The 26,892-nt window shown below is 69.9% G+C and carries 19 protein-coding genes and 2 pseudogenes; 8 read left to right on the top strand and 13 right to left on the bottom strand.

The features are described from left to right. Positions 1-50 precede the first annotated feature (50 nt). A complete protein-coding gene (locus tag ACFYSH_RS28165; RefSeq protein WP_388756177.1) occupies positions 51-371 on the bottom strand; it encodes a hypothetical protein in 321 nt (106 codons plus the stop codon). Positions 372-803: 432 nt separating this feature from the next. On the opposite strand from ACFYSH_RS28165, the gene ACFYSH_RS28160 reads away from it, so the two are divergent. Next, on the top strand, positions 804-1,946 hold the full coding sequence (locus ACFYSH_RS28160; RefSeq protein ID WP_388756174.1) for a MarR family transcriptional regulator: 1,143 nt from the start codon (positions 804-806) through the stop codon (positions 1,944-1,946). A 65-nt stretch (positions 1,947-2,011) separates the two neighbouring features. On the opposite strand, the gene ACFYSH_RS28155 is transcribed toward ACFYSH_RS28160, so the two are convergent. Both ACFYSH_RS28155 and ACFYSH_RS28150 read right to left on the bottom strand, forming a co-directional pair. Next, the gene (locus ACFYSH_RS28155) at positions 2,012-2,182 is read right to left on the bottom strand and encodes a hypothetical protein (RefSeq protein ID WP_359473720.1); all 171 of its coding nucleotides are present in this window, start codon (positions 2,180-2,182) and stop codon (positions 2,012-2,014) included. After that, positions 2,179-2,540 (bottom strand): annotated as a pseudogene (locus ACFYSH_RS28150) (hypothetical protein). The gene ACFYSH_RS28155 and the pseudogene ACFYSH_RS28150 overlap by 4 nt, the downstream one beginning before the upstream one ends. A 606-nt stretch (positions 2,541-3,146) precedes the next feature. Here ACFYSH_RS28150 and ACFYSH_RS28145 point away from each other — a divergent pair. Continuing rightward, complete coding sequence (locus tag ACFYSH_RS28145) at positions 3,147-5,258, top strand: RNA-directed DNA polymerase (protein WP_388756171.1); 2,112 nt, start codon at positions 3,147-3,149, stop codon at positions 5,256-5,258. 23 nt (positions 5,259-5,281) lie between these two features. Here the strand turns inward: ACFYSH_RS28145 and ACFYSH_RS28140 are convergent, their stop codons facing one another. The 7 genes from ACFYSH_RS28140 to ACFYSH_RS28110 form a co-directional block, all read right to left on the bottom strand. After that, positions 5,282-5,848 (bottom strand): hypothetical protein, encoded by a 567-nt coding sequence (locus ACFYSH_RS28140; protein ID WP_388756168.1) that lies wholly within the window; start codon positions 5,846-5,848, stop codon positions 5,282-5,284. Then, complete coding sequence (locus ACFYSH_RS28135; protein WP_388756166.1) at positions 5,845-7,035, bottom strand: helix-turn-helix domain-containing protein; 1,191 nt, start codon at positions 7,033-7,035, stop codon at positions 5,845-5,847. Before ACFYSH_RS28135 ends, ACFYSH_RS28140 begins: the two co-directional genes overlap by 4 nt. A 138-nt stretch (positions 7,036-7,173) precedes the next feature. After that, positions 7,174-8,487, bottom strand: coding sequence for a hypothetical protein (locus tag ACFYSH_RS28130; protein WP_388756163.1), 1,314 nt, complete (start codon positions 8,485-8,487; stop codon positions 7,174-7,176). Positions 8,488-8,531: 44 nt separating this feature from the next. Beyond that, entirely contained in the window at positions 8,532-8,915 is a 384-nt protein-coding gene (locus tag ACFYSH_RS28125) for a hypothetical protein (protein WP_388756160.1), read from the bottom strand. 147 nt (positions 8,916-9,062) lie between these two features. Further along, positions 9,063-12,314, bottom strand: coding sequence for a GH92 family glycosyl hydrolase (locus ACFYSH_RS28120; RefSeq protein WP_388756157.1), 3,252 nt, complete (start codon positions 12,312-12,314; stop codon positions 9,063-9,065). A 1,025-nt stretch (positions 12,315-13,339) separates the two neighbouring features. Beyond that, entirely contained in the window at positions 13,340-14,326 is a 987-nt protein-coding gene (locus tag ACFYSH_RS28115) for an aldo/keto reductase (protein ID WP_388756154.1), read from the bottom strand. Between the two features lie 338 nt (positions 14,327-14,664). Then, entirely contained in the window at positions 14,665-15,087 is a 423-nt protein-coding gene (locus ACFYSH_RS28110; protein WP_359473669.1) for a secondary thiamine-phosphate synthase enzyme YjbQ, read from the bottom strand. A 75-nt stretch (positions 15,088-15,162) separates the two neighbouring features. On the opposite strand from ACFYSH_RS28110, the gene ACFYSH_RS28105 reads away from it, so the two are divergent. Beyond that, positions 15,163-16,239 carry an FAD-dependent oxidoreductase gene (locus ACFYSH_RS28105; RefSeq protein WP_388756151.1) on the top strand — a complete coding sequence of 359 codons (1,077 nt, stop codon included), beginning with the start codon at positions 15,163-15,165 and terminating at the stop codon, positions 16,237-16,239. Between the two features lie 46 nt (positions 16,240-16,285). Here ACFYSH_RS28105 and ACFYSH_RS28100 read toward each other — a convergent pair whose 3' ends face one another. Then, a complete protein-coding gene (locus ACFYSH_RS28100) occupies positions 16,286-18,094 on the bottom strand; it encodes an ABC transporter ATP-binding protein (RefSeq protein WP_359473663.1) in 1,809 nt (602 codons plus the stop codon). Positions 18,095-18,257: 163 nt separating this feature from the next. Here ACFYSH_RS28100 and ACFYSH_RS28095 point away from each other — a divergent pair, with 163 nt between their 5' ends. The 5 genes and pseudogenes from ACFYSH_RS28095 to ACFYSH_RS28075 all read left to right on the top strand — a co-directional run bounded on the left by ACFYSH_RS28095 (position 18,258) and on the right by ACFYSH_RS28075 (position 24,352). Next, a complete protein-coding gene (locus ACFYSH_RS28095; RefSeq protein WP_359473714.1) occupies positions 18,258-18,704 on the top strand; it encodes a MarR family transcriptional regulator in 447 nt (148 codons plus the stop codon). A gap of 184 nt (positions 18,705-18,888) precedes the next feature. After that, a pseudogene (locus ACFYSH_RS28090) lies at positions 18,889-19,104 on the top strand (hypothetical protein); the annotation flags it as partial. Between the two features lie 108 nt (positions 19,105-19,212). Then, positions 19,213-21,042 carry an ABC transporter ATP-binding protein gene (locus ACFYSH_RS28085; RefSeq protein WP_359473660.1) on the top strand — a complete coding sequence of 610 codons (1,830 nt, stop codon included), beginning with the start codon at positions 19,213-19,215 and terminating at the stop codon, positions 21,040-21,042. Beyond that, positions 21,039-22,820: an ABC transporter ATP-binding protein gene (locus ACFYSH_RS28080; protein WP_359473657.1), complete on the top strand. Its 1,782-nt coding sequence runs from the start codon at positions 21,039-21,041 to the stop codon at positions 22,818-22,820. The genes ACFYSH_RS28085 and ACFYSH_RS28080 overlap by 4 nt, the downstream gene beginning before the upstream one ends. A gap of 170 nt (positions 22,821-22,990) precedes the next feature. Beyond that, entirely contained in the window at positions 22,991-24,352 is a 1,362-nt protein-coding gene (locus ACFYSH_RS28075) for an NAD(P)/FAD-dependent oxidoreductase (RefSeq protein ID WP_359473654.1), read from the top strand. A gap of 41 nt (positions 24,353-24,393) precedes the next feature. Here ACFYSH_RS28075 and ACFYSH_RS28070 read toward each other — a convergent pair whose 3' ends face one another. Next, a complete protein-coding gene (locus ACFYSH_RS28070) occupies positions 24,394-25,929 on the bottom strand; it encodes an ATP-dependent DNA ligase (RefSeq protein ID WP_388756147.1) in 1,536 nt (511 codons plus the stop codon). A gap of 54 nt (positions 25,930-25,983) precedes the next feature. Continuing rightward, positions 25,984-26,775, bottom strand: a complete 792-nt coding sequence (locus ACFYSH_RS28065) for a metal-dependent hydrolase (protein WP_388756144.1) — start codon at positions 26,773-26,775, stop codon at positions 25,984-25,986. Positions 26,776-26,892 lie beyond the last annotated feature (117 nt).

Below are 26,892 nucleotides of genomic sequence, written 5' to 3'. Positions count from 1 at the left end.
GAATCGTAGGTCTGAACGGGCGGTTCGCAATAATACGAATGGCCCTGGTTTCACCTGAAGGTATGGGTGAGGTAGGAACGTTCCGATCCAGTGCTGGTGCCCTGCGAGTGCCTCCCGGTGTCCACGGCCGCGGAGAACACGGCCGGGTACGACACCGCCGCTGCGGCGAGGGCGCGGCTGTCTGCCCGCGCTCCCGATACCGGCGCCACCATCATGAGCGAGAAGGAGAGCGAACCGACGTACAACCGGGTGTAGCTGCCTTCGGTCCTCGCGGGCCGACTGGCCCGGAGGAGACGTGCCTCGCACGGCACCCCGAAGGGAGCGTCCGCGTCCTCAGCGGTGTGCCATACGACGGAGTTCTGTGCCCGCAAGCCATCTTCTTCAGTCGGTGGCGCCCGACGCCGGTCAGCACCACGACAGCGGCAGCGGCAGCGCGTACGGGTAACTACCTGTCCTGACCCGGCACCCGAACGTCGAGTGCCGAGCTCCGAGCGCCGGGAGGCGCCGACTCACTCGTTCGTGTGTACATCGAGAGGGCCGGGCCCGGCGCTCGAGCTTCGGGATCCGGGTGCCGGGATCCGGACTCCGGGATTCGAGCGCTCTTGGGTAACCGGTAGGTAGAAAAAGGGGGTTGGGAAAACCTCCCCACCCTCCCCACCGCGTCACGGCCAGCAAGTATGACTAAATGTGATCAGCTTGCAACGCGGCGTCATGGCTGCTTACGGTGCCCCCAACGAAACGACCCCGACGCGGTGCTGAAACACCGGCCGGGGTCTCACCCCAAGATCGAACAGGACGATCTCGTGGCTACCGAGAACCTTAGCCCTGCCCTGCGCGCACCCGCACCCTCCCACCCGTACCCGAAGTCCCCCCGCGGCTACGGCAAGCGATCCGCGCCGGACCAACGCCCGCCGGGCGCGCACGACTTCGCGCTGCTGCCCGAGCGTGAACGCCACATCGCGGGTTACGTCGACCATCTCCCGGACGGTGCGGCCATGGACATCAAGACGCTGGCCAAGCACCTCCCGCTGTACGGTCAGATGGCTGTCGGCAGCGCCCTCAGGGCTCTGACCGTCGCCGGTCACCTGCGGCGCGCACAGTGCCGGACCGGTGAGGGCGAGAGCCGTTGGGTCACTCTGACGTACTGGTCCCGCACCGCCCGGGACAACGAGTGGTGGGACGCCTTCGCGGCGGCCGAGAACACCCGGGTCGTAGCCCAGGAAGCAGCAGCGCTCCCGGCCGGGCCGCCACCCCCGTGGACCCCGGTCAACACCCCCGCCGAGCAGGAGATCGTCGCAGGGACGCCGGCCCCGCAGACCGCCGCTCCCGAGGCCACCGAGGCACCACCCACGCAGGCCACCGAGACACACCCCACCATGCTCCACGGGCTCGCACCACGAACGGCCCCGCAACCGGCCCCTCAGCCCGCCCCCGCTCACACCCCGCCCGTACCGCGACAGCGCACCCCGGAGCCGGCCACGGGCGGCCACCCCTCCCCCGCCTACGTCGCCCTGGCCCGACTCGGCCTCACCGACCCCCGCCTGGCCCTCTCAGCCGCCGACTGTGCCGCCCTGGAGGAATCGGCCACCGCCTGGCTGGACCGGGGCGTGAGCACGGACTACCTCACCCACGCCCTCACCTCCGGTCTCCCCACCCAGGTCGACTCCCCGGTCGGCCTCGTACGCCGCCGCCTCCGGGACAAGCTCCCCCCACACCTGCCCGCCGCCCCGGCACCGGCCGCGCCGGACGCCCCCGCACGCCGCCTGCTGGTGGAATGCACCGAATGCGGCAGGCCCGGCCCCTCCGAAACCCTCCCCGACGGCCTGTGCCGCCCGTGCCGCACCCCGGCACCCGAAAGCGCCCCCGCAGACCCCGTGGACCCGCCCGCCGAACGCGACATCCACGCCCTGGTCGGCAACCTCCGCAACCTCATGCGGACCCCTTGAACCGGAAGCCGCATTCCCATGACGGCGGAATCCATCACGCTCGTGCAAAGGCTCGCCACTGCGAACTACTCGCAGACCAGCGCAGGGTTCTCGATGGCGACATCAAGATCGCGGCTGAAGGGTTCGGCCAGACCGTGGGCCTGCACGGCGTATCCGCCGGTGAGGACCAGTGGATAGGGAGAGCCCAGGTCAAGGATGTCGGCGAGGAGGCGCTCGTGGAGCGGCGTGAGCTTCACGCGGCGGTCGCGTCGACCGGGGCGGTGCGGGGCAGCTCGGGGAAGGCGTCCTCCCAGACCTCACGGATATAAGGGCTGACCAGGCGACGCAGAACGGGCCACTGCTCGGCCAGCAGCCGGTGATGGAGAAGGGCCGCCACGTCCTCGTACAGACCCTCGGCAAGGACGGTCCGGTAAAGCGTCATACGGGACTTCGGGCGGTCCAGGCTGTAACTCGTCCGTCCGACCAGGCGATGTGGAGCGGGAGGTCGACGGTGCCCGATACGGGGCCGGCCAGGTCCCGCAGGCGCTCGGGCAGCCGACTCCGGTAGCGGTCCCGCAGTACCTCGGCGCGGGGGGCGGTGTCCGTCGCATCCATGCAGCCAGTATCGCCGACGAAAAGCGGCGGAGTGGCGCACGCGACCTCACGGTGTTCCTGTCTACGTGAGTGTCGGCCCATGGTGCGGGAGCTGCAGAGGGCCGGTCCAAGCAGGCGACCGGTTGGCATCGGGACGAGCGGTGGGGGCCAGACCACTGCGGAGTCGGCGTGGCGACGATAGCGGTCGTCGAGCCGGCGAGGACATGGCACATCGCGGGCAGCGGCGGCGAACCCGGCTCCGGCGGACGGCCTCGTACATCCACCTCCGCGTCGGAAGCCCGCGGCCGACACCCCTGCTGCCGAACAGTGTGGTGAGCCCACTGTGGGAGGTGTCACGAGGTGGCCTGAACCGATGGGGTCGATTCAGTGGCGGGCTACGATCCAACTCGACGCAGTCGGCCGGTCTCAGGAACCCATCCCTTGCGATGGGCCCTCCGGTCCGGGGCACTTTGGTGGTGATCACATCGGGTGCTGGGGATCGGGCTCTGTGCTTGCACAGGGTGGCGGAGGGATACAGCGGACCGCCCGTGGCGTTGCGGTGGAACGACTCAAGGTGAGGCCCGCCGACTGCGTCTCACAGGTGAGGAACGAGGCGGCTCGGTGACGATGGCAGACAACTTCCTGGACCTCGAGCATGCGCAGTTCCTCAAGGCGGTGGTCAGCGGCTCGATCTTCCCGTACACCGAGCACCGCATTCCCAAAAGCCGCGGCGGGCTACGGACCCTCCATGCTCCGGTTCCGCGGCTGTCCGTGTTACAGCAGGGAATTCTGGGCCGTCTGGAGACTCTTCCAGCCAGGTTCCAACCCCACCCGTCAGCGTTCGCCTACCGACGCGGCCGCTCGGTCGTGGACTGTGCCGCCATCCACCTACGTGCCCACACCGTGATCCGCCTGGACATCGCCGACTTCTTCGGGAGCATCCGGGAACGGCATGTCCACGCAGCGCTGAAGGACGCCTGGGCTCACCCGACACAGCGCGAGTACCGGATCGATCTCGTGGAGGACGGCGACGGCCGTCAGAAGATCGGCCTGCGTCGTATCGGCCGCACCATGAGCGCGTACACCACCGCCCGGATGGTCACCGTGTCCCCGCCCGGGCCGAACCAGACGTGGACGAATCGTGGCACCGGGCGTCGCGATGTGTATCTGGAGGCCACGGGGCAAAGCTTCACCGTCAGCCGGCCCGACTTGTTCTACAAGGACACCCGCGAGGGGTTCCTGCCGCAGGGCGCTCCTACCAGCGGATATCTGTCGAACATCGTCATGCGCGACGTCGACGCCGTGATCACGCACCTGGCGGAGTCCTTGGGCCTGCGCTACACGCGCTACAGCGACGACATGTACTTCTCCAGCCGACGGATCGTTCACCACGGGACGGTCGACCGCCTCGTGAGCGGTGTGAAGAAGGCGTTGACTCCTCTGGGCATGAGACTCAACGCGAAGAAGACCTACGTGGCCCGACCCGGTGCACGCCGCAGCGTGCTGGGCATCCTCGTCGACGGCCCTGCCCCTCGCCTGACGCGCGAGTACAGGCGCCGCATCACCAAGCATGTGCGAGGGGCCGCGTCGTTCGGAATCGAGCAGCACAGCCGTCACCAGGGGTTCAAAGGTCTGGCCGAGCTGGACTCCCACGTGACCGGACTGCTGTCGTTCGCGCACATGGTCGAGCCCGGCTGGGCCGAGAAACAACTCGTGGACTGGAAGCGGCTGCGCGAGATCCCCTTCGAGCACGAAGAACCGGTGATCGCGCAGCACGGGCTCGACTGGTACTGGGACGAGGAGGTCGAGGTCTCGCAGTCGGACCTGGCCAAGGCCTCGATCGACGACCTCATCCGCGGCGCCCAGCGCTACCGCTCGTCCTCGGACTACTTGCAGATGCTCGAGTTCGTAGGCCGGTTCAAGCGGTATGCCCCGTTCAACGCGATGGTGGTCCACATCCAGAAACCCGGGGCTCGCTACGTCCTCTCCTCCTCGGAGTGGATGTCGAAGCACCGGCGCGTGCTCAAGCCCGGTGCCCAACCGCTGCTGATCTTCCAGCCGCGTGGGCCCTACATGCTCGTGTACGACGTCGGGGACACCGAAGCACTGCCCGAAGCTCAGCCTCTGCCCAGGTCGATCACCGCCCCTGCGTCGGTCTCCTCTCGCGTCGGCGAGAAGAAGCTCGTCGAGATCTGGCATCACACCGCGTCGAACCTCGCGCCCCTGGGAGTCCGGCTCACCCTGGTCAATGACGGTGCCTCCTCCTACGGGCGTACGTACCGCAGCAGGTCCGACGGGTTCGTCGAGCGTCCCGGCAGCAGGCCCGGCGACCGCCCGGAGACGTACCCGACGCTGTTCGAGATCGAGGTCAACCGGAACCTGCCTCTGCTGGACCGGTACGCCACGCTTGCCCATGAACTCGGCCACCTGTTCTGCGGGCACCTCGGCGCGGGCCCCGGGGGCTCATGGCCCGACCGGCAGTCGCGGCCCCTCTCGGATGAGGAACGCGTCACGGCCCATGCCCGCGATGAGGTCGAGGCCGAGTCCATCGCCTACATGGTCCTCAAGCGGCTGGACCCAGATGTCCAGATGGGCGACTACATCACCGGACACCTCGGTCCCGACCAGCAGGTTCCGGAGAGCGTCGCCCTCAACCTCACGTTCAAGGCCGCCGGCCTGGTCATCGAGATGGGCGGAAAGCGCCTCTCTGCAACCAAGCTCCAGAAGCCCAAGAAATGATCTGGGCACCCGCCCTGGGCGCGTCAGTCCAACAGGCGCTCGGGGCGCTCCGGAACGCCACGGATGTGCCGGCCGCCGTCAACCATGGCGAGGAGGAGACGGTGCCCCTCCGCATGATGGATCTGCCCGGACACGGCGGCCTCGCGCATGAGGGTGACGGTGTTCTTGACGGGAATTCCGCGCGCGGTGGCGTACTCGCCGGCGTCGCGGTCGTCCGTGATCCAGACGGCCCCGGCGAACTCCTCCCTCGTCTGGATGAGGGCGAGGGTTTCGGCTTCGCCGAGGTGGCGCATGGGCTCGCTCGGGGTTCCGCCGAAGACCGCTCGCCGCAGCCGGTCAGCAAAGGCGATCTCCGCCTCGGTGCAGAGCTCGATCGGCTCTCCCAGCCAGCCCTCGACGGGGAGTTGATCGAGGCCGCGGACGTAGGTGGCGGAGCGGCGGGCTTCCTCCGCCACCGCTTCGGTCCAGCGGCCGCACCCGTCGAGCACCTTGCGGAGCAGATCCAGACGGCCCACGGTGCCGAAATTGCAGAGGACCGTGTTGTCGGGGAAGAGGCTGAAGCGGCCGTGAAGGCCAAGGGGACTTGTCATGGTTGGAATACCGGGTCGCCCTTCTCGTCCTCCGGCAGGGGGCGCGGGGCGCGCGCGGGTTCGAGTATGGCTCTCAGGTCGTCGACGGTGCGGTCCAGATAGGCGGCCAGAGGGCGGAGGGTCGTCTCGCCGGCCTCGTACGCGGCGTGCAGCTCCGCCATCGGGACGAGCGGCGGGCGTGCCACGGCGGATTCGGCACGGTGACGGTAGTGGTCGTCGAGCCGCCCCGCGAGGACGTGGCAGATCTCGGTGGTGAAGCCGCGGAACCGGTCCCGGCGGGTGGTGTCCAGGAGCCCGAGCCGGTGGAGTCTCGCGGCCAGCGCGCTCGGTGAGACCTTGAAGGCGACGACGAGCTCACTGAGCTCGATGTCGGTGGGAGCGTTCCGGTCGGTGACCGTGCGCTCCCAAACAGCTCGCAGATCGGCTTCGGGCATCAGGAAGTGGGCGGCGAAGACATTGGCCCTCACCTCGGTGTAGTCCTTCTGCTTGCCGGGTTCCGGTACCGCGTCAGCCCGTAGGTCCTGGGCGTCCCGGGCGAGGAGGTGTCCCACCTCATGGGCCAGGGTGAAACGCGCCCGGGTCCATTCCCGGGTCGTCGCAAGCAGGACGATACGAAAGGCGTCGGACTGCCATGTCGCGCCGGACAGGGCCGCTTGGGCAGGGAAGTCGACGAGCGCCACATCGATTCCGCAGTGGTCCGCGAGAAGGCGGGTGAGGGCCGGGAGATCCATACCGGCGGGGGCCCCCGCGCCTTGCCGCGCGAGGTGCTCCGTGAAGTCGGCCGCGAGGCGTTCCCCCTGGTCGACGTACCGCTCGATACCCGGGCGGGGCTGGGGCAGGTCGGGGATCGCACGGGGTCGGCCGAGCAGGTCCAGCACGTCGTAGGCGTTCTGGAACCGGCAGGCGATGGCCTCGACCTCGGCCCACCGGGCCCCTTCGGCCACCGCACCGACGGAACGGGCGGCTGAGCGGGGGCGCACCGGCTCGCGTCCACCGAGCAGGTAATCCACCGTCGTGCCGGTGGCCTCCGCGATACGGGCGAGATCCAAGGAGCTGAAGCGGCGCACGCCACTGAGTGACTTGGAGAGCTTGTCCGGGGAGAGGCCGACCCGCTCGGCGAACGCGGTCTGGGAGAGGGAGGCTGCGTCCATGACTCCACGTACACGGTCGATCACAGTCTCGGTCATCCCCTCACCGTATAGACGTGTTGCGAAAATCGCAACACTTGCGTCGTCCGACCATCGAGAGGGACTCCCACTTCTCAGCGGCCGGCCACCTTCGCGTCGAGGTCACCTGCGCCCGCGGGGACCTCCACACCGATACGCCTATGCGGGCACCGCAGGGAAGACGACCACCGAGCCGTCCCTGTCGCGGGCGATCTCGATCGCCACGTCTGCGGGGCGGCTGTCGGCCGTGACGCCGTCGCCCAGCTGGTGAATCCGGTGTGTCGCACGCATCAGGCGATCGACTTCACCGGGCGTGAAGACGGGCCGCAAACCGTTCGGGCGGGCCAGCTCCAGCGCCGACAGGCGTAGCAGGACACCGGCGATGCCCGACTCCAGTGCGTCGAGGCGCTGCTGGTCGCGCTTGAGTGCGCGGGTGAAGTTCTCGAACAGGTTGCTCGGGTCGTCCTGGGCATGCTCGACAGCCTGCAGGACGATGACCCGCCGCTTCAGCGCAACGGCCAGGGCGGCGAGTTCGAGGTGGGCCCGGAACGTGCCGCCCTGTTGGTCGATGCCGGGGAACGACTTGGTCAGCGTGCCGATCTCGACGGCCTCACCGTCGGTCAGCTTGTCGAGCGCGCCCTGCCACCGGGCAAGGCGGCGGTCGGCTTTGCCCAGCGCCGTGTCGATGGCATACACCGCCGAGTCCAGTCCCAGCGAGACACCGAGCTTGCCCTGGTCGAGCAGAATGGCGGTGGCTTTGTCGATGGCACCGCGGCAGCCGTCGAGGGCGCTGTGCTCGTCATCGAGCTTGTCTTCGTGCAGTTGCTCCAGCAGTTCCGTGATGTGCTCGATGGCCTGCTGGCGCTGGCGGTCGGCATGCGCACTCACTCCCACCGCTACGGCCATGAGCACGAGCGGCGCGGCCACGGTGAGCGCCGCGCTGCCGGCGACCGCGACGCCGGCTGTCGCACCGGCTCCTCCGGCTGCGCCCGCTGCCGCCGCTTTACCGACCGGCACGTACGTCGCGTGGGCGACGATGCCGCCCATCGGGCCCACGAGCGGACCACGGACACCGCCGGCCACCGCCTTCGACATCATCGGGCGGACCATGCCCTGACCGAACTGGGCGGCGACCTTCGCCGGAACCACCATGCGATACAGGTTCTCGCCGGCGGCGGTCGCCGTGGCCGCGGCGGAGGTGTTCCGCGCTGTCTGCGTGACGAGCTGCGACAAGTGCTGTGCCAGGGGACTCACGGCGTCGAGCGGGATGCCTCGGCTGCGGTCGAGCGTGTCGGGCAGCGGATGTGCCTCGAGTGTGGCGATCGGCTCGTCGGCCAGGGCGGCCAGTACGCCGCGCAGTTCACCCAGGCGCTCAGCCGTCATCGGCCCGTCTCCGGCCACTGCCGGCACTCGGACGTCCCCCGTCGCCAGCGTCCACACCGGAACGGCTGCTGCCTTGCGGTAGTCAATCATCGTCTCCCCTTGTTTTCACACGACACCCTACGGCTGACTGGCCGTCACGCCATGCGATGACCGTCGTGCCGGCTCGCAGCGACGGACGACAACCGCTCCCCGATCGCTCGTCGTTCGGCTCGGCGGCCGTCGGCGTAGGTGCGCGTGGTGCCGCTCTTCTTGACGCCCCAGTCCCAGTCCTTGGCCGTGCGCTCGTTCACACCAACCTGCCGGGCCGCCACCCGACGCGCGACACCGATGGCCCGAAGCCGCTCGTACTCGTCCCGCCCGGGATGCCGCCACCGCTGCGAACGCAGTCCGGCCTTCCGGGCCCAGCCAAACGCAGTGTTCCGGTTCACCCCCAGCTCACGCGCCACCACGGTCACGCTCCCCACGACATCCAGCCGGGCACGGAAACGCTCCCGCAGCCACAAGATCAGCAGGCTCAACGCCCACGGTCCCCGCAACTCCCACAGATGGCGGGTGTTGCGAGGACCGTTAGAACCCAAGCTTTCGCGCCGGGGCCCTGATGAGAGGGGTGCGCCGATCTGGTACGGCGCACCGCCGGCTGGGTTTCGGCGGTCCGCCGTCCCTCTCTAAACGAGCGTCATGGCGTAGATCTCGACGCGGGAGTCGTCCGGCAGCGAGACCGAACGGACCGTCTTGCCCCCATCGAGCTCGGCGGCCGTACCGAAGAGCCGAATGGACGGCCCGTCGACACCGCTGCCCCGCTTGATGCGGTGCGGCATGTCGAGGACGACCGTGCTGCCGTTCGGCGCGGAGCCCGCCCAGTCGCCGAACGTCACCGGTGCCTCCGTGCTGCTGCCGTCCGTGTAGTGCACGGTCAGTGTGGTGGTCACAGGACCGTTGTGCGCCGAGCCGACCAGCCGCAGCGCACTGTGCTGTCCGGCGGGCAGCAGGAGGGCCTGCCCGCTTGCTTCGAGGAAGTTGTTCGCCTTGCCCGTGGGATCCGGCGCGTCGTACGTCACCCCGTCCCAGGTGACCGGCCCCGCCTTGGGCAGCAGGTCGCCGTCATAGCTCCAGCCATGCCCGTCGAAGTCGCCCTCGTCGGAGTTCGCCACCGTGGCCGTGCCGTCGTGGCCGAGGTCTGCGCGCAGGTCCACCGCGCACTGCCCGTTCGCCTCACTCGCGCAGGTCGTGGCGGCTCCCACCGTGACGGTGGCCTTGCGGGTGACCGAGTTCGTCCCTCGGCCCGCGACCTTCACCTCCACCGGGTAGGACCCGGCCGCGACGCCCGGGGGCACGGTGATGTCGAGCGACACCTTCTTCTGGACCGGGAGGTGACCGGAATCGATCACGAGTGGTGAACGCTGTGCCGTCGTGGCCTTCCAGCCGCTGGGCACCTTCGCCGTGACCGACACGTTCAGCTTGCCGGGAGCCTGTCCGAGGACGTCCAGCGTGAACTTCGCGGTCTGTGCGGCGTCACCCGTGGGGACGACCGCCGAGGCGGGACGCAGCGACGCGTCGACGTGCTTGCGGCTGTCGGGGGATGCCTGGTTGACGGAAGGCGGCTGGGCGCCCTTGCCCGTGCCCCAGGAGGAGGGGGAGGTCCCGAGCCGGTGGGCAAGGGTTCCGCCGTGCGCGAGCTTGTTCCAGCTCAGCCAGGTCTGGGGCACGTCCCGGCCGTTCAGGGCCACGCTCTGCACGTACCGCTTCGTGTCGCTCGCTCCGGGTGCTTCGATCGTCAGCGTGCCGCCCTGGCCCTTGGTGCCGGGCGCCTTGGGATAGCTGCCGATCCGGACGGTCGCCGATTCGAACTGCGGGCTGGACACGGCCAGGAAGTCGCCGCCGCTCATCGTCGGGTAGAGGCCGAGGGAGGAGAAGACGTACCAGGCCGACATGGTGCCCAGGTCGTCGTTGCCCGTCATCCCGTCCGGCCCGTTGGTGAACAGCGTCATCGCCGCACGCACCACGGTCGCGGTCTTCGCCGGGGCGCCGACCCAGTTGTACATGTACGGGGCGTGCAGGTCCGGCTCGTTGTTCGGGTTGTACGTCGGCTTGCCGTAGTAGTCGTACGGCTGCGAGATCCAGTCATTCCGGGCGGTGCCCGCCGGGTCGGTGAGCAGCTTGTCGTGGACGAAGAAGGAGTCGAGCCGCTTCTCGGTGGCGCTCCGGCCGCCCATCAGGCTGACGAGGCCGGCCGGGTCCTGCGGTACCAGCCACTGGTACTGGTACGCGCCGCCCTCATGGAACTGGTGCGCCGCCTCGACCGGGTCGTAGGGCGTGAGCCAGGTGCCGTCGGCCGTCCGCGGCCGGAACTGCTGGATCGAGGAGTCCCACAGGTTCCGGTACCACTGGCCGCGCGCGGCGAACATCTTGGCGTCCGACCTGTGTCCGAGCCGGTCGGCCATCAGCGCAAGCGACGCATCGGCGGCGGAGTACTCCATCGTCGCCGACGCCGGGTGCTTGCAGTCGTTGTCGCCGCCCTTGTCCGCGCAGTCCTTGCCGAGCTCGAGACCTGACGGGATGTAGCCGCGCTCGGTGTAGTGGTCCGATCCCGAGCGTCCGTTGTACGGCGAGTCGGCGGGCGGGGTGCTGGTCGCGTTCTTCTTCAGCAACGCGTAGGTCTCTGCCTCGTGTCCGGCGAGCAGACCCTTTGACCAAGCCTCTACGAGAAAGGGCGTGACCGGGTCACCGGTCATGATGTTGGTCTCGCTGTTGGCGAGCGCCCAGCGGGGCAGCCAGCCTCCGTCCCGGCCGGCCGCGACGACCGACAGCGCGACGTCCCGGGCGACCTTCGGCTCCAGCATCTGCAGAAGCTGGTTCTGCGGCCGGTAGGTGTCCCAGAGCGAGAAGTTCTGATACGGCGTGTAGTCCTTTGCCGTGTGCGTCTTGTTGTCGAACCCCTGGTACGTGCCGTCGACGTCACCGGCGAGGTTCGGGTGCATCTGGCTGTGGTAGAGCGCGGTGTAAAAGGCCTTCTGCCGGTCCGCCGCGCCTCCGCCGACCCGGATGGAATCCAGCTGCTTCTTCCAGGTGTCCTGCAACGCCGCACGCGTGGCGTCGAAGTCGAAGGACTCCTTGGTCTCCGCGGCCAGGTTCTTACGGGCGCCCTCCACACCGGTGTAGGACAGCCCCACCTTCAGGACGGCGTCCCGGTCGGTGGTCGCGTCGAAGGTCACCCAGGCGCCGTTCTGGCCGCCTCCCTCCGCGTCGCGGGTGCCGGGCTCGGGGTCTGCGCCGTCCCACGTGCCGTAGCCCTTGAAGGGCCGGTCGAAGGTGGCGCTGAAGTACACCGTGTGCTCGTCGTGTCCGGCACAGAAGCCCCCGGCGTGCACCCGGCCCTCGATGGTGCGGTCACCGACGACGTGCACCTCGGAGTCCAGCACGGACTGGTTGGCCTTGCCCGTGTTGAACAGGACGTTGGCCGAACCGGTGGAGGGGAAGGTGTAGCGCTGCCACCCGGTGCGCTCGGTGGCGGTGAGTTCCGCGTCGACGTCGTACCTCTTCAGCCCCACCCGGTAGTAGCCGGGACCGGCCTGCTCGTCGTCGTGGCTGTACGGGGAGCGGTAGGCGTTCGGGTCCACGGAGTCGACCGCACCCGTGGTCGGCATGATGGGCAGCTCGCCCATGACGCCGCAGCCGACGCCGGACAGGTGCGTCTGGCTGAATCCGTAGATCGAGTCCTGCTTGTAGTCGTAGCCGCCCTGGCCGCCGGTGTCCGGACTGACCTGGACCATGCCGAACGGCGCGCTCGCCCCGGGGAAGGTGTTGCCGAAGTTCTGGGTTCCGACGAACGGATTGACCAGATCGATCGGTTCCGCGCCCGCGGCGGCGGCGGGCTCGGCGATGCCGACCACTCCACCACTCACGAGTACGGCGGCCATCAGACCGGCTGTTATACCGGAAGCACGGGTACGGAACGGTCTGAAAGCAAACCGCATGGGGTATTTCCCTTCGAGTCCTGCTGAACTGACAACGTTGTCACTCTGTTCGTTCGCACCATAATCCCCGGCCGCCCCGGATGTCACTGGGTGAGCGGGGGCAAATTCTGACGCGCTGCATCGATTCTCCGGAGTGGGGCGTCGACAAGCGGCCTGCCTGCCCTGGCGCGCGGCCTGCGGGGCGGATGCGCCACCCAACGGCACACGGAGATGGGCGTAACCCTCGCGGCCGGAGAGGAACCGCGCGACGGCTTGGGCCGAGACCTCGTCGGGCACGTCGAGGTACAGGGTGGGAGGGAATCCCCAGGCCCGGAGCGCCAACCGGCCGGTAGTCGCTGGCGAGCGGAACAATCACGTGACACCCGAGATCCGGCTCCGCCGGCTGCTGCGCGCACATCCGAGCCAAGTCGGCGGATAACGGAGTGGGGTTGAGCAGCTGCCGCTGCCAGGTCCGTCTGATCAGGTGTGCCGTACAGCCGGGTGTGGCACTGCCCGCACAGGGCGATCTTCGTCAGGAGATACTCACGATTCGAGTTGCGTGTCCAAGGCACCATTCGGTGGAGTATCACCTTCTTCAACGCTTCGTGGGTCGCTCGGTCCCACAGCCCCTCACAGGGCCTTACGGGATTCCCATCCTTGCCGAGCACCGGCTTGTACTGGTGCATCAGGTAGCCATGTGACTTCCCGCAGTTGACCCGATCTTCGTTCGGGACGAAGAAGCCGTGGGTTCGAATCCCGCCGTTCCGAAAGCTGAAATGCCAGGTCAGAGGGCCCAGTGTGCAAGTCGCACTGGGCCCTCTGGCGTTGCTGCGTGACTACCGGTCGCGATCGCCCTCGAAGAGGCCGTGCATGACCACGGCCCGGCCTGGATCACGGGGCGGAGCTGCTTCCGGTAGACCTCTTCAGCAAAGGAACGGTCACCCGTCCTGGCTTCGGCGCCGAAGCCCTGCGATCTGCCGCGTGGACCGTCAGTGGACGGCGTCGAGCCGGGCTCGCTGATCAACTGTCAGCTCCAGGTCCACCGCGGCCAGGTTCTCCTCCAGTTGCGCCAGGGACGACGCCCCGGCCAGCGGGATGACCGGCAGCTCGCCGCCGATCTGCCAGGAGAGGACGACCTGGTTGACGGTGGCGCCGGTCTCCCGGGCGACGGAACGCAGCTCGGCGAGCCGGGCCGGGGTGCCCGGGTGGTCGTAGTCCGGCGGCAGCGGCTTGTCCTCGCGTACGTACGCACCGGCAAGCAGCGGGGAGTAGGCGACGAGGGTCAGGGCGGGCTCAGCCCGCAGGTAGCCGAACAATTCGGGGCCGGCGTGGCCGAGGCTGCCGTCCGGGAAGAGGTCGCTCGGCACGTCGAACCGGGGGCGCAGGTGGCTGTGCTGGTACTGGAGCACCTCGTATCCGGGCAGCCCGGCCGCGGCGGCCAGCGCCCGGGCCCGTTCGACCCGCCACATCGCCTGGTTGCTGGCGCCGAGGAGTCCGACCGTACCCTCCGCGACCAAGGCGCCGAATCCCTCAACGGTCTCCTGCTGCGGTACGCAATAGTCGTCGATATGTGCGTACAGCAGGTCCAGCTTGTCGACACCCAGCCGTTCCCGGCTGGCCTCGGCCGCTTCGCGGATCACCTTGGCCGACAGACCCTCCGGGTTGTCGACGAAGCCGGTACCGGGAGCCAGGGGACGGGCGCCGAGCTTGGTGGCGATGACGATCTCGTCACCGACGCCCCGGCTGCGCCGCCACCGGCCCAGGACGTTCTCGCTGTGACCACCCTGTCCCCCGTCGGTCCAGAAGGCGTAGTTGTCGGACGTGTCGATGAAGTTCCCGCCCGCTTCGACGTAGCGGTCGAGAAGGGCGAATGAGGTCTTCTCGTCGGTCAGCGAACCGAACAGCATCGCGCCGAGCGCGAGCACGCTCACCTCACGCCGGTGGGCAGGGTCGGTGCCTATGGTGCGGTATTTCATGGTTGTCCTCCCCTTCGTCCCGGTAGTCCGGGCTCGATGGGGAGTCTGCATTGTGAAGTGCACTCCAGGTCAAGCGTTCCGGGGCTCCTTGGGGACGGAATCCCCGGGCGCCCCGGCGGCGGACGTCAGCCCACTGCCAGCAATGGCCTGACAAAGGTCAGGCCCAGGCATTGTCGGTCAGCACGCGTTCGATGCGGGTGATGCCGAGTTCCTCGCGGATGACATCCTCCCCAGGCGCACATCGCCGCGCAGCACTGCTCATCCAGCCCTGCCCAGAGCTGGGCCTCTCTCACTTGGTGCGGCCGGACATCACTCCTACAGTGACGGCAGACACAGCCCTACCCGAAAAATGACAGGCGGACCTGACGGTTTGCATTGTCGCGATTTGTATCCACCAGGCAGACGGACTGCCACGTCCCCAGCTCCAGCCTCCCCTCGATCACCGGCAAGGTGGCGTGCGGCGGTACCAGCGCCGGAAGCACGTGGTCGCGGCCGTGGCCGGGGCTGCCGTGGCGGTGGCGCCAGCGGTCGTCGGCGGGCAGCAGGGTCTGCAGGGCGGTGAGGAGGTCGTCGTCGCTGCCGGCGCCGGTCTCCAGGATGGCGATGCCGGCGGTGGCATGGGGCACGAAGACGTTGAGCAGGCCGTCCCTGCCGTGAGCGCTGCGGGCCAGGAAGTCTTCGCAGTCCTCCGTCAGGTCCACGACCGTCTCGGTCCGCCCCGTGGAGACGCTCAGCAGATGTGTGGCAAAGGTGTCGGACATGGCCCCATTCTGCCGTCGTCGGAGTTGTTCGCGCCCACCGGGAAGACCTGGGGCACGCCAGGGGTTGGTAGAAAAATGAACAACTTCGGGACGCGTGAGCTGGACGTGGTCGTCATCGGCGCCGGGCAGGCCGGGCTGTCCGCCGCCTACCACCTGCGCCGCGCCGGCCTCGGCCCCGACCGGGATTTCGTCGTGCTGGACCATGCGCCCCGGCCCGGCGGCGCCTGGCAGTTCCGCTGGCCCTCACTCACGTACGGCAAGGTGCACGGGATGCACTCCCTGCCCGGCATGGAGCTGACGGACGCCGACGGCAGCAGGCCGTCCTCCGAGGTGATCGGCGCGTATTTCGACGCGTACGAGCTCCGCTTCGGTCTGCGGGTGCACCGGCCCGTCGAGGTGAGCGCCGTGCGGGACGGCGCAGGCGGCCGACTGCTGGTCGAGACGTCCGAGGGTACGTACGCCCCTCGCGCGCTGATCAACGCCACCGGCACCTGGGACCGCCCGTTCTGGCCGCGCTACCCGGGCCAGGAGACCTTCCGGGGGCGGCAGTTGCACACCGCGAGCTATCCCGGGCCGGAGGAGTTCACCGGCCTGCGAGTGGTCGTGGTCGGCGGCGGCGCGTCGGGTACCCAGCATCTGATGGAGATCGCCGAGGTCGCGGCGGAGACGTACTGGGTGACGCGGCGTCCCCCGGTCTTTCGCGAGGGGCCGTTCGGGGAGGAGGCGGGGCGGGCCGCTGTGGCGATGGTCGAGGACCGCGTACGTAGCGGGCTCCCGCCGCAGAGCGTGGTGAGCGTGACCGGACTGCCACTCAACGACGCCGTCCGGCGCGCACGCGAGCAGGGCATCCTCGACCGGCTCCCCATGTTCGAGCGCATCACACCGGACGGAGTGGCCTGGCCCGACGGCCGCGTCGTCGAGGCCGATGTGATCCTCTGGGCGACCGGCTTCCGGGCCGCCGTCGAGCATCTGGCACCGCTGAAACTGCGCGAACCGGGCGGCGGCATCCGAGTCGAGGACACGAGGGCGGTGCGCGACCCGCGCGTGCATCTCGTCGGATACGGCCCGTCCGCCAGCACCATCGGCGCCAACCGGGCGGGCCGGGCGGCGGTTCGTTCGGTCACCCGGCTGCTGGAGCGCGTACCCGTGTGACCTGCGGCGGATGGCGACTTCAGCATGTCAGCGGTCAGGCAGGGGCTCAGGAGATGACAGCGGGGGCCGGCCTGCTGTCTCGGCGGATCAGGGCCGCATAGCGCCCGTTCTGTGCGAGCAGTTCCTCGTGCGTACCGCGCTCGGCCGTGCGGCCGTCGTCCAGGACCACGATCTGGTCCGCGTCCCTGACGGTGGAGAGCCGGTGCGCGATGGTGAGAGTGGTGCGGCCCTTCGACAGGGCGTCGATGGCCTGCTGCACTGCGTGTTCCGTACGGGTGTCGAGGGCGCTGGTCGCCTCGTCGAGGATCAGCACGGGTGGGTCCCGGAGAATGGTGCGGGCGATCGCCAGCCGCTGCTTCTCGCCACCCGAGAACCGGTATCCGCGTTCGCCGACGAGGGTGTCGTAGCCGTCGGGCAGCCCTGCGATGTGGTCATGGATCTGTGCGGCGCGCGCGGCGGCTTCGATCTCCTCGTCCGTCGCGTCCGGTTTGGCGAAGCGGAGGTTCTCGGCGACTGAGGCGTGGAAGAGGTAGGTCTCCTGGGAGACCACGCCGACGGCCCGGGCGAGGGTGTCGAAGTCCAGGTCGCGCACATCGACGCCGTCGATCGTGACCCGGCCCGCCGTGACGTCGTACAGCCGCGGCACCAGATAACTGAGGGTGGACTTGCCGGATCCGGTGGGACCGACGACGGCGAGGCTGCTGCCCGCGGGCACGGCCACGTCGATGCCGCTCAGGGTCGGACCGCTCCTCGCGTCGTAGCTGAAGGTGACGTCCTCGAAGGCGACCTCACCACGGATCTTCTCCAGCCGGACGGGTTTCTCGGCCTCGGTGATGTCCACGTCGAGGTCGAGGTACTCGAAGATGCGCGCGAACAGGGCGAGGGACGTCTGCATCTGCACCCCGGTGGAGAGCAGGCTGACGGCCGGCCGGAACAGACCTTGCTGGAGCGACACGAAGGCGACGAGGGTACCGATGGAGACGGCCGTGACACCCGTCTGGAGGGTGAGGCCCGCCGCCCAGTAGATGACCGCGGGCATGGCGGCCATCACGATACCGATGGTCGACATCCTCCAGCGCCCCGCCATGTTGGAGCGCACTTCGAGGTCGACCAGGCGCTCCGACTCCTCGGAGAAGGCCCGGGTGAGTGAATCCGAGCGGCCCATGGTCCGGCCGAGCAGAATGCCGCTGACCGAGAGCGATTCGGTGACCGTGGCCGCCATCGTGGCCATCTGCTTCTGGCGCTGGGTGGTGATCTTCTTTCGCTCCCGGCCGACCCGCCGGCTGATCCAGACGAAGACGGGCAGCAGGAGCAGCGAGACGACGGTGAGCCGCCAGTCCAGCGCGAGCATGGCCACCACGGTGGCGATGACGGAGGTGAGGTTGGAGACCAGGGAGGTGGCGGTGGAGGTGACCGTCGCCTGCATGCCGCCGATGTCGTTGGCGATGCGGGACTGGACCTCGCCCGTGCGGGTCCGGGTGAAGAAGGCGAGCGGCATCCGCTGCAGCTGGGTGTAGACAGCGGTACGCAGGTCGTGCATGACGCGCTGGCCGACCGTCGTGGAGATCAGGGTCTGCAGGACGCCGAAGACGCTGGTCATGACCGCGGTGAGGACCATGCCGAGCGCGAGCAATGTGAGCAGCCCCGTGCGTCCCTGGGGGATCGCGGTGTCCAGGATCTCGCGGAGCAGGAACGGGGAGGCGACCGACACCAGTGAGGAGGCGCCTACCAGCAGTCCGACCACGGTGAGTCGGCCGCGGTAGGGGCGGAAGAGCCGGAAGATGCGGCGTAGCTCGGCGGGCGGCTGTCCGGCGTCTGCGGCTGGAGGCGTCCAGGTGGGTTCGTCGGGTTTCATGGGCTCCTTCGAGAGCGTGCGAAGGGTGGGTGCCGGGCTTCCGCGAGCCGACGCGGCGGTCCGGGACGAGCCGGGCGGAAAAGCGGACTTCGAGAGCCTAGCTCATTGTTACCTCTACTCACAATGAACAAGGTCCTGATATTGTTCCCCCATGGATTCCCCCATGGGCTCCCCCGATCCCGACGGCGTGCTGGCCGAGCAACTGCTGCGGCTCACGCGCCGCCTCCAGCGCATCCAGAGCCGGCAGCTGGAGCCGATCGGTATCACTCCGGCCCAGTTCCGCCTGCTGCGCACGACCGCGCACTACGACGGCCCGCCCCGGATGGCCGATCTCGCCGAGCGCCTGGACGTGGTCCCACGGGCGGTGACCACGCTGGTCGACAGCCTGGAGGCGAGCGGCCGGGTGCGGCGTGCACCGGATCCGACCAACCGCCGGGTGGTCCGTATCGAAATAACCGAGGAGGGCCGGGGGGTGCTCCGTTCGATGCGCGCCGCGCGGAAGGCGGCCGCGGAGGAGATCCTGGCTCCATTGACCGCCGCGCAGCGTGAGGTGCTCGGCGGGCTGCTCACCGCTCTGGTGGACGGGATGCCGGAGCGCCGCCGCTGCTGAGGCAGGCGGTCGTCGGCACACCCGCACCCGTGCCCCTCCCCGACTTCCCCTTCGAATTGGCGAAGACCGCCACGCTCAACGGCAAGCACGTCGGCGTCGAGTGTCCGGCCGCCCTGCGGCTCGACCAGCTCTGGCAACTGGTCGACCATTCCGAGCGGACCGGCGGCACCGCATGCAGCGCCTGCTCGTCCCCGACTTCGATGTGTACGACGCGGCCACCTGGACCGCGCCGGTCCCGATGAGCCACCTCTCCGTCAAGGCCCGAGGTGTCCCGCAGCAGATCCCGGACTTCACCCGCGGTGAGTGGAGGAGGACGCGTTCGGGCATGGACTCCCAACAGCCCGCCGAGTATGGCGGATCGGGCCCCGACACCGGGGCCCGGTCCCGCAGGCCGAAATAATCGTTTGCCTCGGACGGGGGCGGGACGCGAACCTTGCACGGTTTGGTCCCCCCACAGTTCCTCGAGATCCCTCGCGGATCTCCGCCCCCTTCCGATCCTTGGGACGTCATGCAGATTCGCGATCTTCCGTACTCGGATCCCGGCGATCCCGATGTCCGGTCAGGCCCTCGTTTTCTGTTCTGGCTCGGGCGAAGTCAGCTCACCGGCCAGCTCAAGTCCCTGTCCTGGGGACTGCTCCACCACTGCGCGATCGCGGGCCTCCCGCTCGCCGTCGGCCTGGCGGTGCAGGCCGTCATCGACCGCTCAGGACGGGACCTCGCGGTGGCCGGAGTCCTCCTCGTCGTCCTCGGTGTCCTCATCGCCGTGGGCGACACCATGCTCCACCGGACGGCGGTCACCAACTGGATCACCGCCGCGGCCAGGGTCCAGCAACTGCTGGCGCGCAGGACGGCCGAGCTGGGCTCGGCGCTGACCCGGAGAGTGGCGGCCGGTGAAGTGGTCGCGGTGTCCACGGGCGACGTCGAGAAGATCGGATGGTTCGTCGAGGCGCTGTCGCGCTTCCTGGCCGCCGCGACAGCGCTCGTACTGATCTGCGTCGGGCTGGTCCTCTACCTGCCCTCGCTCGGCGTCCTGGTCGCGGTTGCCACCCCGGTCCTGGCACTGGCCGTACTGCCCCTGCTCCCCCGGGCCACCCGCCGGGCGGATCTGCAGCGCGAGAAAGCCGGCCGGGCCACGGAGCTGGCCTCCGACACGGTCGCCGGGCTGCGGGTGCTGCGCGGCATCGGCGGCGAGGAGTTGTTCCTGGAGCGCTACCGGCGGGCGTCCCAGGAGGTCCGCAAGGCAGCTGTGCGCAGTGCGCGGATGTGGGCGCTCATCTCGGCGGTCCAGGTGTTCCTGCCGGGAGTCCTGCTGATCTCACTGGTCTGGTACGGCGCGACGCTGGCCCGGGACGGGCGGATCGAGGTGGGCCAGCTGGTCACCGTGTACAGCGCGGCGACCCTGATGCTGTTTCCTCTGCGGAACGTGGAGGAGATCGCCATGGCGTACTCCTTCTCGCGTCCGTCCGCGCAGCGCGCGGTGCGGGTGCTGTCCCTGCGTCGCAGTACGAGTACCCCGACGGCGGACGCCGCGAAACCGCAGGGCGATCTGTACGACCCGGTGACCGGACTGATGGCGCCACAGGGCCTGTTCACCGCCGTGGTCTGCGGGGACCCCGACCAGGCGGGGCGGCTGGCGGAACGCCTCGGCGGCCACGCGGAGCTGGACGACACGGCCGGACCTGTCCCTTCGGTGCTGCTCGGCGGTGTGCCGCTGGACGAGCTGCCGCTCGACTCGGCCCGCGCCGCGGTGCTGGTGCAGGACAAGGATCCGGTGCTGCTCTCCGGAACGCTGCGGGAATTGCTGGACGTACCGTCCTCGGGTTCGGTGACGGCGCAGGACGCGCTTGCCGCCGCCCGGTGCGGCGATGTGCTGGACGCGCTGGCCCAGGCATCCGTCGACGCGGACGGCGACCCGATGAACACCCGGATCACCGAGCGCGGCAGATCACTGTCCGGCGGCCAGCGGCAGCGGCTGGCGCTGGCCCGTTCGCTGGTCACCGACCCGGAGGCGCTCGTGCTCGACGAGCCGACGTCCGCCGTCGACTCGCACACGGAGGCCAGGGTCGCCGCCGGTATCGAGCAGTTGCGACGGGGCCGTACGACGGTGGCGTTCGCCTCGTCCCCGCTGCTGCTGGACCTCGCCGACCGCGTCGTGCTCCTCCACGAGGGCACGGTCGTGGCGGTGGGCACGCACCGCGAACTGCTGAGGGACGAACCGCGCTACCGGGCGGTCGTCACCCGTGAGACCGAGGACGAGTCCGTGGCACGGGACGGGGGCGCCGCGATCGACGGCCTCCGGCCGGCCCGGGCGGTCGAGGAAATCGAGGAGAGCGCATGACCGGCCTGGCACCACCGGAGTACGACCCGGCCGCACCGCAGTCGGCGACGACGCTGCCGGTCGGTACGCCGACGACCGTGCGGACCTATGTGCGCGCCCTGCTGCGGCGCCACCGCAGGCCGTTCGCGCTGCTGATCGCCGCCAACGCGGTCGCGGTGATCGCGTCGATCACAGGCCCGTATCTGCTGGGCGGGCTGGTCGAGGACCTCTCGAACGGCGCCACCGACCTGCATCTGGAGCGCACCGCCGCGGTGTTCGCACTGGCGCTGATCGTGCAGACGGTGTTCACGCGGACGATGCGGCTGCGCGGAGCCATGCTCGGTGAGGAGATGCTCGCCGATCTGCGTGAGGATTTCCTCGTACGGTCGGTCAGGCTGCCGCCCGGCGTCCTGGAGCGTGCCGGTACCGGCGATCTGCTGTCCAGGATCACGACGGACATCGACCGGCTGGCCAACGCGATGCGGGAGGCCGTGCCGCAGCTGGCGATCGGCGTCGTCTGGGCCGGGCTGCTGCTCGGCGCGCTGACCGTCACCGCCCCGCCGCTGGCACTGGCCGCACTGATCGCGCTTCCGGTGTTGGTCGTCGGCTGCCGCTGGTACTTCCGGCGGGCCCCTTCCGCGTACCGCTCGGAGGCGGCGGGTTACGCGGCGGTCGCCGCCGTCCTCGCCGAGACCGTGGACGCCGGGCGGACCGTGGAGTCCCACCGGCTGGGTGCCCGCAGGGTCGCGCTGTCGGACCGGCGGGTCAAGGAGTGGACGGCCTGGGAGCGGTACACCCTGTTCCTGCGTTCGGTGCTCTTCCCGGTCATCAACACCACGTACGTGACGATTCTCGGCGCGGTGCTGCTGCTCGGCGGCTGGTTCGTGATCGAGGGCTGGCTCACTGTCGGACAGCTGACGACGGGGGCGCTCCTGGCGCAGATGATGGTGGACCCGATCGGTCTGATCCTGCGCTGGTACGACGAGCTGCAGGTCGCCCAGGTGTCGCTGGCCAGGCTCGTCGGCGTCCGGGAGATCGAGCCCGACGCGGGTGACGACCTCGTCGGTCCCGACGGCCGGGAGGTGAAGGCCCAGGAGGTGCGCTTCGGCTACCGCACGGGTGTCGACGTCCTGCACGAGGTGTCCCTGGACGTGGCCCCCGGTACGCGGCTGGCGCTGGTCGGGCCGTCCGGAGCGGGCAAGTCCACGCTGGGGCGGCTGCTGGCGGGGATCTACGCGCCCCGCGCGGGTTCGGTCTCGCTGGGCGGCGCCGAACTGTCCCGGATGACGGCGGAGCGGGTGCGGACCCACGTGGCGCTCGTCAACCAGGAGCACCACGTGTTCGTGGGCTCGCTCCGGGACAACCTTCAGCTCGCCCGTACGGACGCCGAGGACGCGGAGCTGTGGGCCTCCCTCGCGGCGGTGGACGCGGACGGCTGGGCGAAGGCCCTCGACGCAGGACTGGACGCGGAGGTCGGCTCGGGCGGTCTGTCCCTCACCCCGGCCCAGGCCCAGCAGATCGCGTTGGCCCGGCTGGTCCTGGCGGACCCGCACACGCTGGTGCTGGACGAGGCGACGTCGCTGCTCGATCCGCGGGCGGCCCGTCATCTGGAGCGTTCGCTGGCCCGGGTTCTGGACGGCCGCACGGTGATCGCGATCGCGCACCGGCTGCACACCGCGCACGACGCGGATGTGATCGCGGTGGTCGAGGAGGGCCGGATCAGCGAATCGGGCAGCCACGACGAACTGGTGGCCGCGGACGGCGCGTACGCGTCACTGTGGCGCTCCTGGCACGGCTGAGCGGGTTCGGGCGGTCGCGGGGGCCGGTGCTGCTGGGCACCGGCCCCCGCGTCCGTCGCCGCCGCACAAGAGGCGAACTCGGTCCCCTCCGGTGAGGATGAGGGAGTGACTGGCCCCGGATCCGGGGCAGGCGAGCGATGACCGCGTAAGCCCGAGAAGGGACGCACACCGTGGCACGACCCAGGATTCTCGTTGTCGGCGCCGGCTTTGCCGGGGTCGAGTGCGTGCGCCGGCTGGAGCGCAGCCTCGCGCCCGGCGAGGCGGACATCGCGCTCGTCACCCCGTTCTCGTACCAGCTCTATCTGCCGTTGCTCCCCCAGGTCGCCTCCGGAGTGCTCACTCCCCAGTCGGTCGCCGTCTCCCTGCGCCGGAGCCGGCGTCACCGCACTCGTATCGTGCCGGGCGGAGCCATCGGAGTGGATACGAAGGCGAAGATCTGCGTGGTACGGAAGATCACGGACGAGATCGTGAACGAGCCGTACGACTACCTCGTGATGGCCGCCGGCAGCGTCACGAGGACCTTCGACATCCCCGGACTGGTCGAGAACGCCCGGGGCATGAAGACCCTGGCCGAGGCCGCCTACATCCGGGACCACGTGATCTCCCAGCTCGATCTGGCCGACGCCAGTCACGACGAGGAGGAGCGGGCGTCGCGGCTGCAGTTCGTGGTGGTGGGCGGCGGGTACGCCGGTACAGAGACGGCCGCGTGTCTGCAGTTGCTCACCTGCAACGCGGTCAAGCACTACCCACGGCTGGACCCCAAGCTGATCAAGTGGCATCTGATCGACATCGCGCCCAAGCTCATGCCGGAGCTCGGCGACAAGCTCGGTCTCAGTGCCCTCGAGATCCTGCGCAAGCGCGGCATCGAGGTCTCGCTCGGTGTATCCGTGGCCGAGGCGGGGCCGGACAAGGTGACCTTCACGGACGGCCGGGTGCTGCCCAGCCGCACCCTGATCTGGACCGCCGGGGTCGCGGCGAGTCCGCTCGTCGCCACCCTGGACGCCGAGACGGTGCGCGGCCGGCTCGCCGTGACGCCGGAGATGACGCTGCCCGGCGCCGACGGTGTGTTCGCGCTCGGCGACGCGGCGGCGGTGCCGGACCTGGCCAAGGGCGACGGAGCGATCTGCCCGCCGACCGCCCAGCACGCCATGCGTCAGGGCCGGAAGCTCGCGGACAACATCATCGCGTCCCTGCGCGGCCGTCCGCTGCAGCCGTACGTCCACAAGGACCTCGGCCTGGTGGTGGACCTCGGCGGCCGGGACGCGGTGTCCAAGCCGCTGGGCATCGAGCTGAAGGGCATGCCGGCCCAGGCCGCGGCCCGTGGCTACCACTGGTCGGCGCTGCGGACGAACGTCGCCAAGACCCGGGTGATGACCAACTGGCTGCTCAACGCGATCGCCGGCGACGACTTCGTGCGCACCGGCTTCCAGGCCCGCAAGGCAGCCACCCTGCGCGACTTCGAGTACACCGACGCCTACCTCACGCCGGAGGAGATCCGCGCGTACACCGCCGGGGCCGACGCCCGAGGCTGATCCGGCTGTCCCGGCCCCCGCCACGCGTGCGGGGGCCGGAGTCATGTCCGGTGGGAGAGGACCGTCTCGACCGTGTCCGCTTCCTGGGCCCGCTTGTCCTCGCGGTAGCGCAGGACCCGGGCGAACCGCAGCGTGACGCCCGCCGGGTAGCGGGTGGAGCTCTGGAGTCCGTCGTAGGCGATCTCCACGACGAGTTCCGGGCGCACCGTCACCACGTGTCCGTCGTCTCCGGTGGCCAGCTCCCGCAGGCGTTCGGTCTGCCAGGTGAGCAGGGCGTCGGTGAGCCCCTTGAAGGTCTTTCCGAGCATGACGAACGTGCCGTCCTCCCTGCGCGCGCCCAGGTGCAGGTTGGAGAGTTTCCCGGTTCGTCTGCCATGGCCCCATTCGGCGGCAAGCACCACGAGGTCCAGGGTGTGCACGGGCTTCACCTTCAGCCAGGAGGCGCCACGGCGGCCCGCGCTGTACGCGGCGGTGCCGCCCTTGACGACGACGCCCTCGTGCCCACGGGTCAGTGTGGCCTCGGAGAAGGCCATCGCGGCCTCGCGCTGCGACTCGTCCGCGGGGTCCTGGACGACGACGCGCCGTACACGCATCGGTTCGGGCACCAGAGCGGCCAGCTCCCGGTGGCGTTCGGCGAAGGGGAGGTCGAGAAGGTCGCGCCCGTCGACGGACAGCACGTCGAAGAAGACGGGGGCCACGGGGACGGCGCCCGCCGCGGTGGCGACGTCGCGTCGGGACCCCACCCGGCCGGCTGTCTCCTGGAACGGCCGGGGCCTTCCGTCGGCCCCGAGTGCGATCACCTCGCCGTCCAGGATGAACCGCTCGGCGCGGAAGCCGGTCACCGCCGTGGCGAGTTCGGGGAGCCGGTCCGTGATGTCGTCGAGCGTGCGGGTGTAGGCACGCACCCGCGGCCCGTCCCGGTGCACCTGGACGCGGATGCCGTCCAGTTTCTCCTCGACGACGCAGGGACCCAGCCGGTCGATCGCCTCGGTCACCGAGCGGGCGGTGTGCGCCAGCATGGGCTGGACCGGCCGGCCGACGGTGAGCCGGAAGGACGCGAGCGCCCCGGGGCCCTCCGCGAGCAGCGTACGGGCGACGGGACCGAGAGATCCGGCGAGCATGACAGCACGCCGTACCTCCGCGGGAGGGGCTCCGGCGGCAGTCGCCAGGGCATCGACGGCGACGGCGTCCAGCGCTCCCTGGCGTACCTCGCCGGTGAGCAGTCCGCGCAGGAAGTACTGTTCGTCCGCGGTGGCGGCGCCGAGCAGCCGTGTCAGGCGCTCCTTACGGGCCGCCTGCGACCCCGGGCCGGTCAGGGCGCCGATCGCGGTCAGCTCCGCGTCGGTCTCCGTCACGGTCAGCGTGGGCGAGTCGGCGGGCGTCACCGGAACGCGCAGGGCACTCCAGCCGATCCCGAGACGTCCCTGCGGGAGGCGGCCGGCGAGATACGGGATGACGATCGGGACGTCGTCCGGCCCGGCTTCCCGGAAGAGTCCGGCCAGCAGGGCCGTCTTCCGGGTCCGGGCCGACGTCGCGGCGACCTCCAGGGACACGTGGGCGAGCCGGGCGAGCAGCATGCGGCCATGGTGCTACGGCGGCGGGCGCGCCGCCCCCGGAGCGGGGCCGCGGGTTCAGATGACGTTGAGCGCCGCCGCGCCGCCCACTCCCCCGAGGATCATGAAGACGGGCATCAGCACCTTGAGCTCCACCCAGCTGCCGGCCCGGAAACGCATGGCCTTGGGCGGCCCGATCGGGTACCAGCGCTTGCGGCCCAGCGGGATCGGCCACAGGATCGGGCAGCCCGAGACGGTCAGTGCGTCGCCGATGTCGTGGACGAGGGCGCCGAGCACGATCGGCAGCCCGAGCCAGAGGTATTCCTGACCGGGTGCGCTGAACAGCCAGTCCGAACCGTTGCCCGGCTCGTCGAGGACTCCCGCGAGGATCCATGCGCTGGTCGCGCCCAGCAGCCATACGAGGACGTCACTGGACACCCGGGCCGCCCGCCACAGCAGGCCTTCCACGGCGAGCACGAGGTGGACGAAGAGGAGGGCCAGCACCGCCCAGCGGCCGCCGAAGACGGCCGCGCCCGATGCTGCGGCGCCGGTCAGCACCGCCCAGAGCCAGGTGTGGGTGAGGGTGCGGTGGCCGCCGTTCCTGCGCGGGTCGCCGGGCCCCCTGGTCGCTTTGTAGACGGCGTACGAGAGTTTGTCGACTATCTCGCAGAGGGCTTTGGAGACCGGTCCGAAAGCCCGTGAGATGGTCGCCGACTTGTGGTCGAGATCCGGGGCGAGCGCGGCGCCGGCGGTGATCAGGGCGCCCACGACCAGGACGGGCCACGGCATCGTGTGGCCGGCGGCGGCGGCCGCGGCACCCACCCCCAGCCAGGCTGCCGCCCCTGACAAGGAGTGTGCCGGTCCCATCATGAGCTTTCCCGCCCCCATCGTGATTCGGCCGTGCGTCCGGGCCGGGCCGCCATTGTCTGTGCGAGGCAGCCGAGTTGAGTGGGAAGCGTATCGCCCGTGATCTTCGCCGGATCGTCC

Source organism: Streptomyces sp. NPDC005791 (assembly GCF_042871485.1).
Classification (GTDB): domain Bacteria; phylum Actinomycetota; class Actinomycetes; order Streptomycetales; family Streptomycetaceae; genus Streptomyces.
The sequence above is the reverse complement of the archived record's forward strand: the minus strand, read 5'-3'. Positions and strand labels throughout refer to the sequence as shown.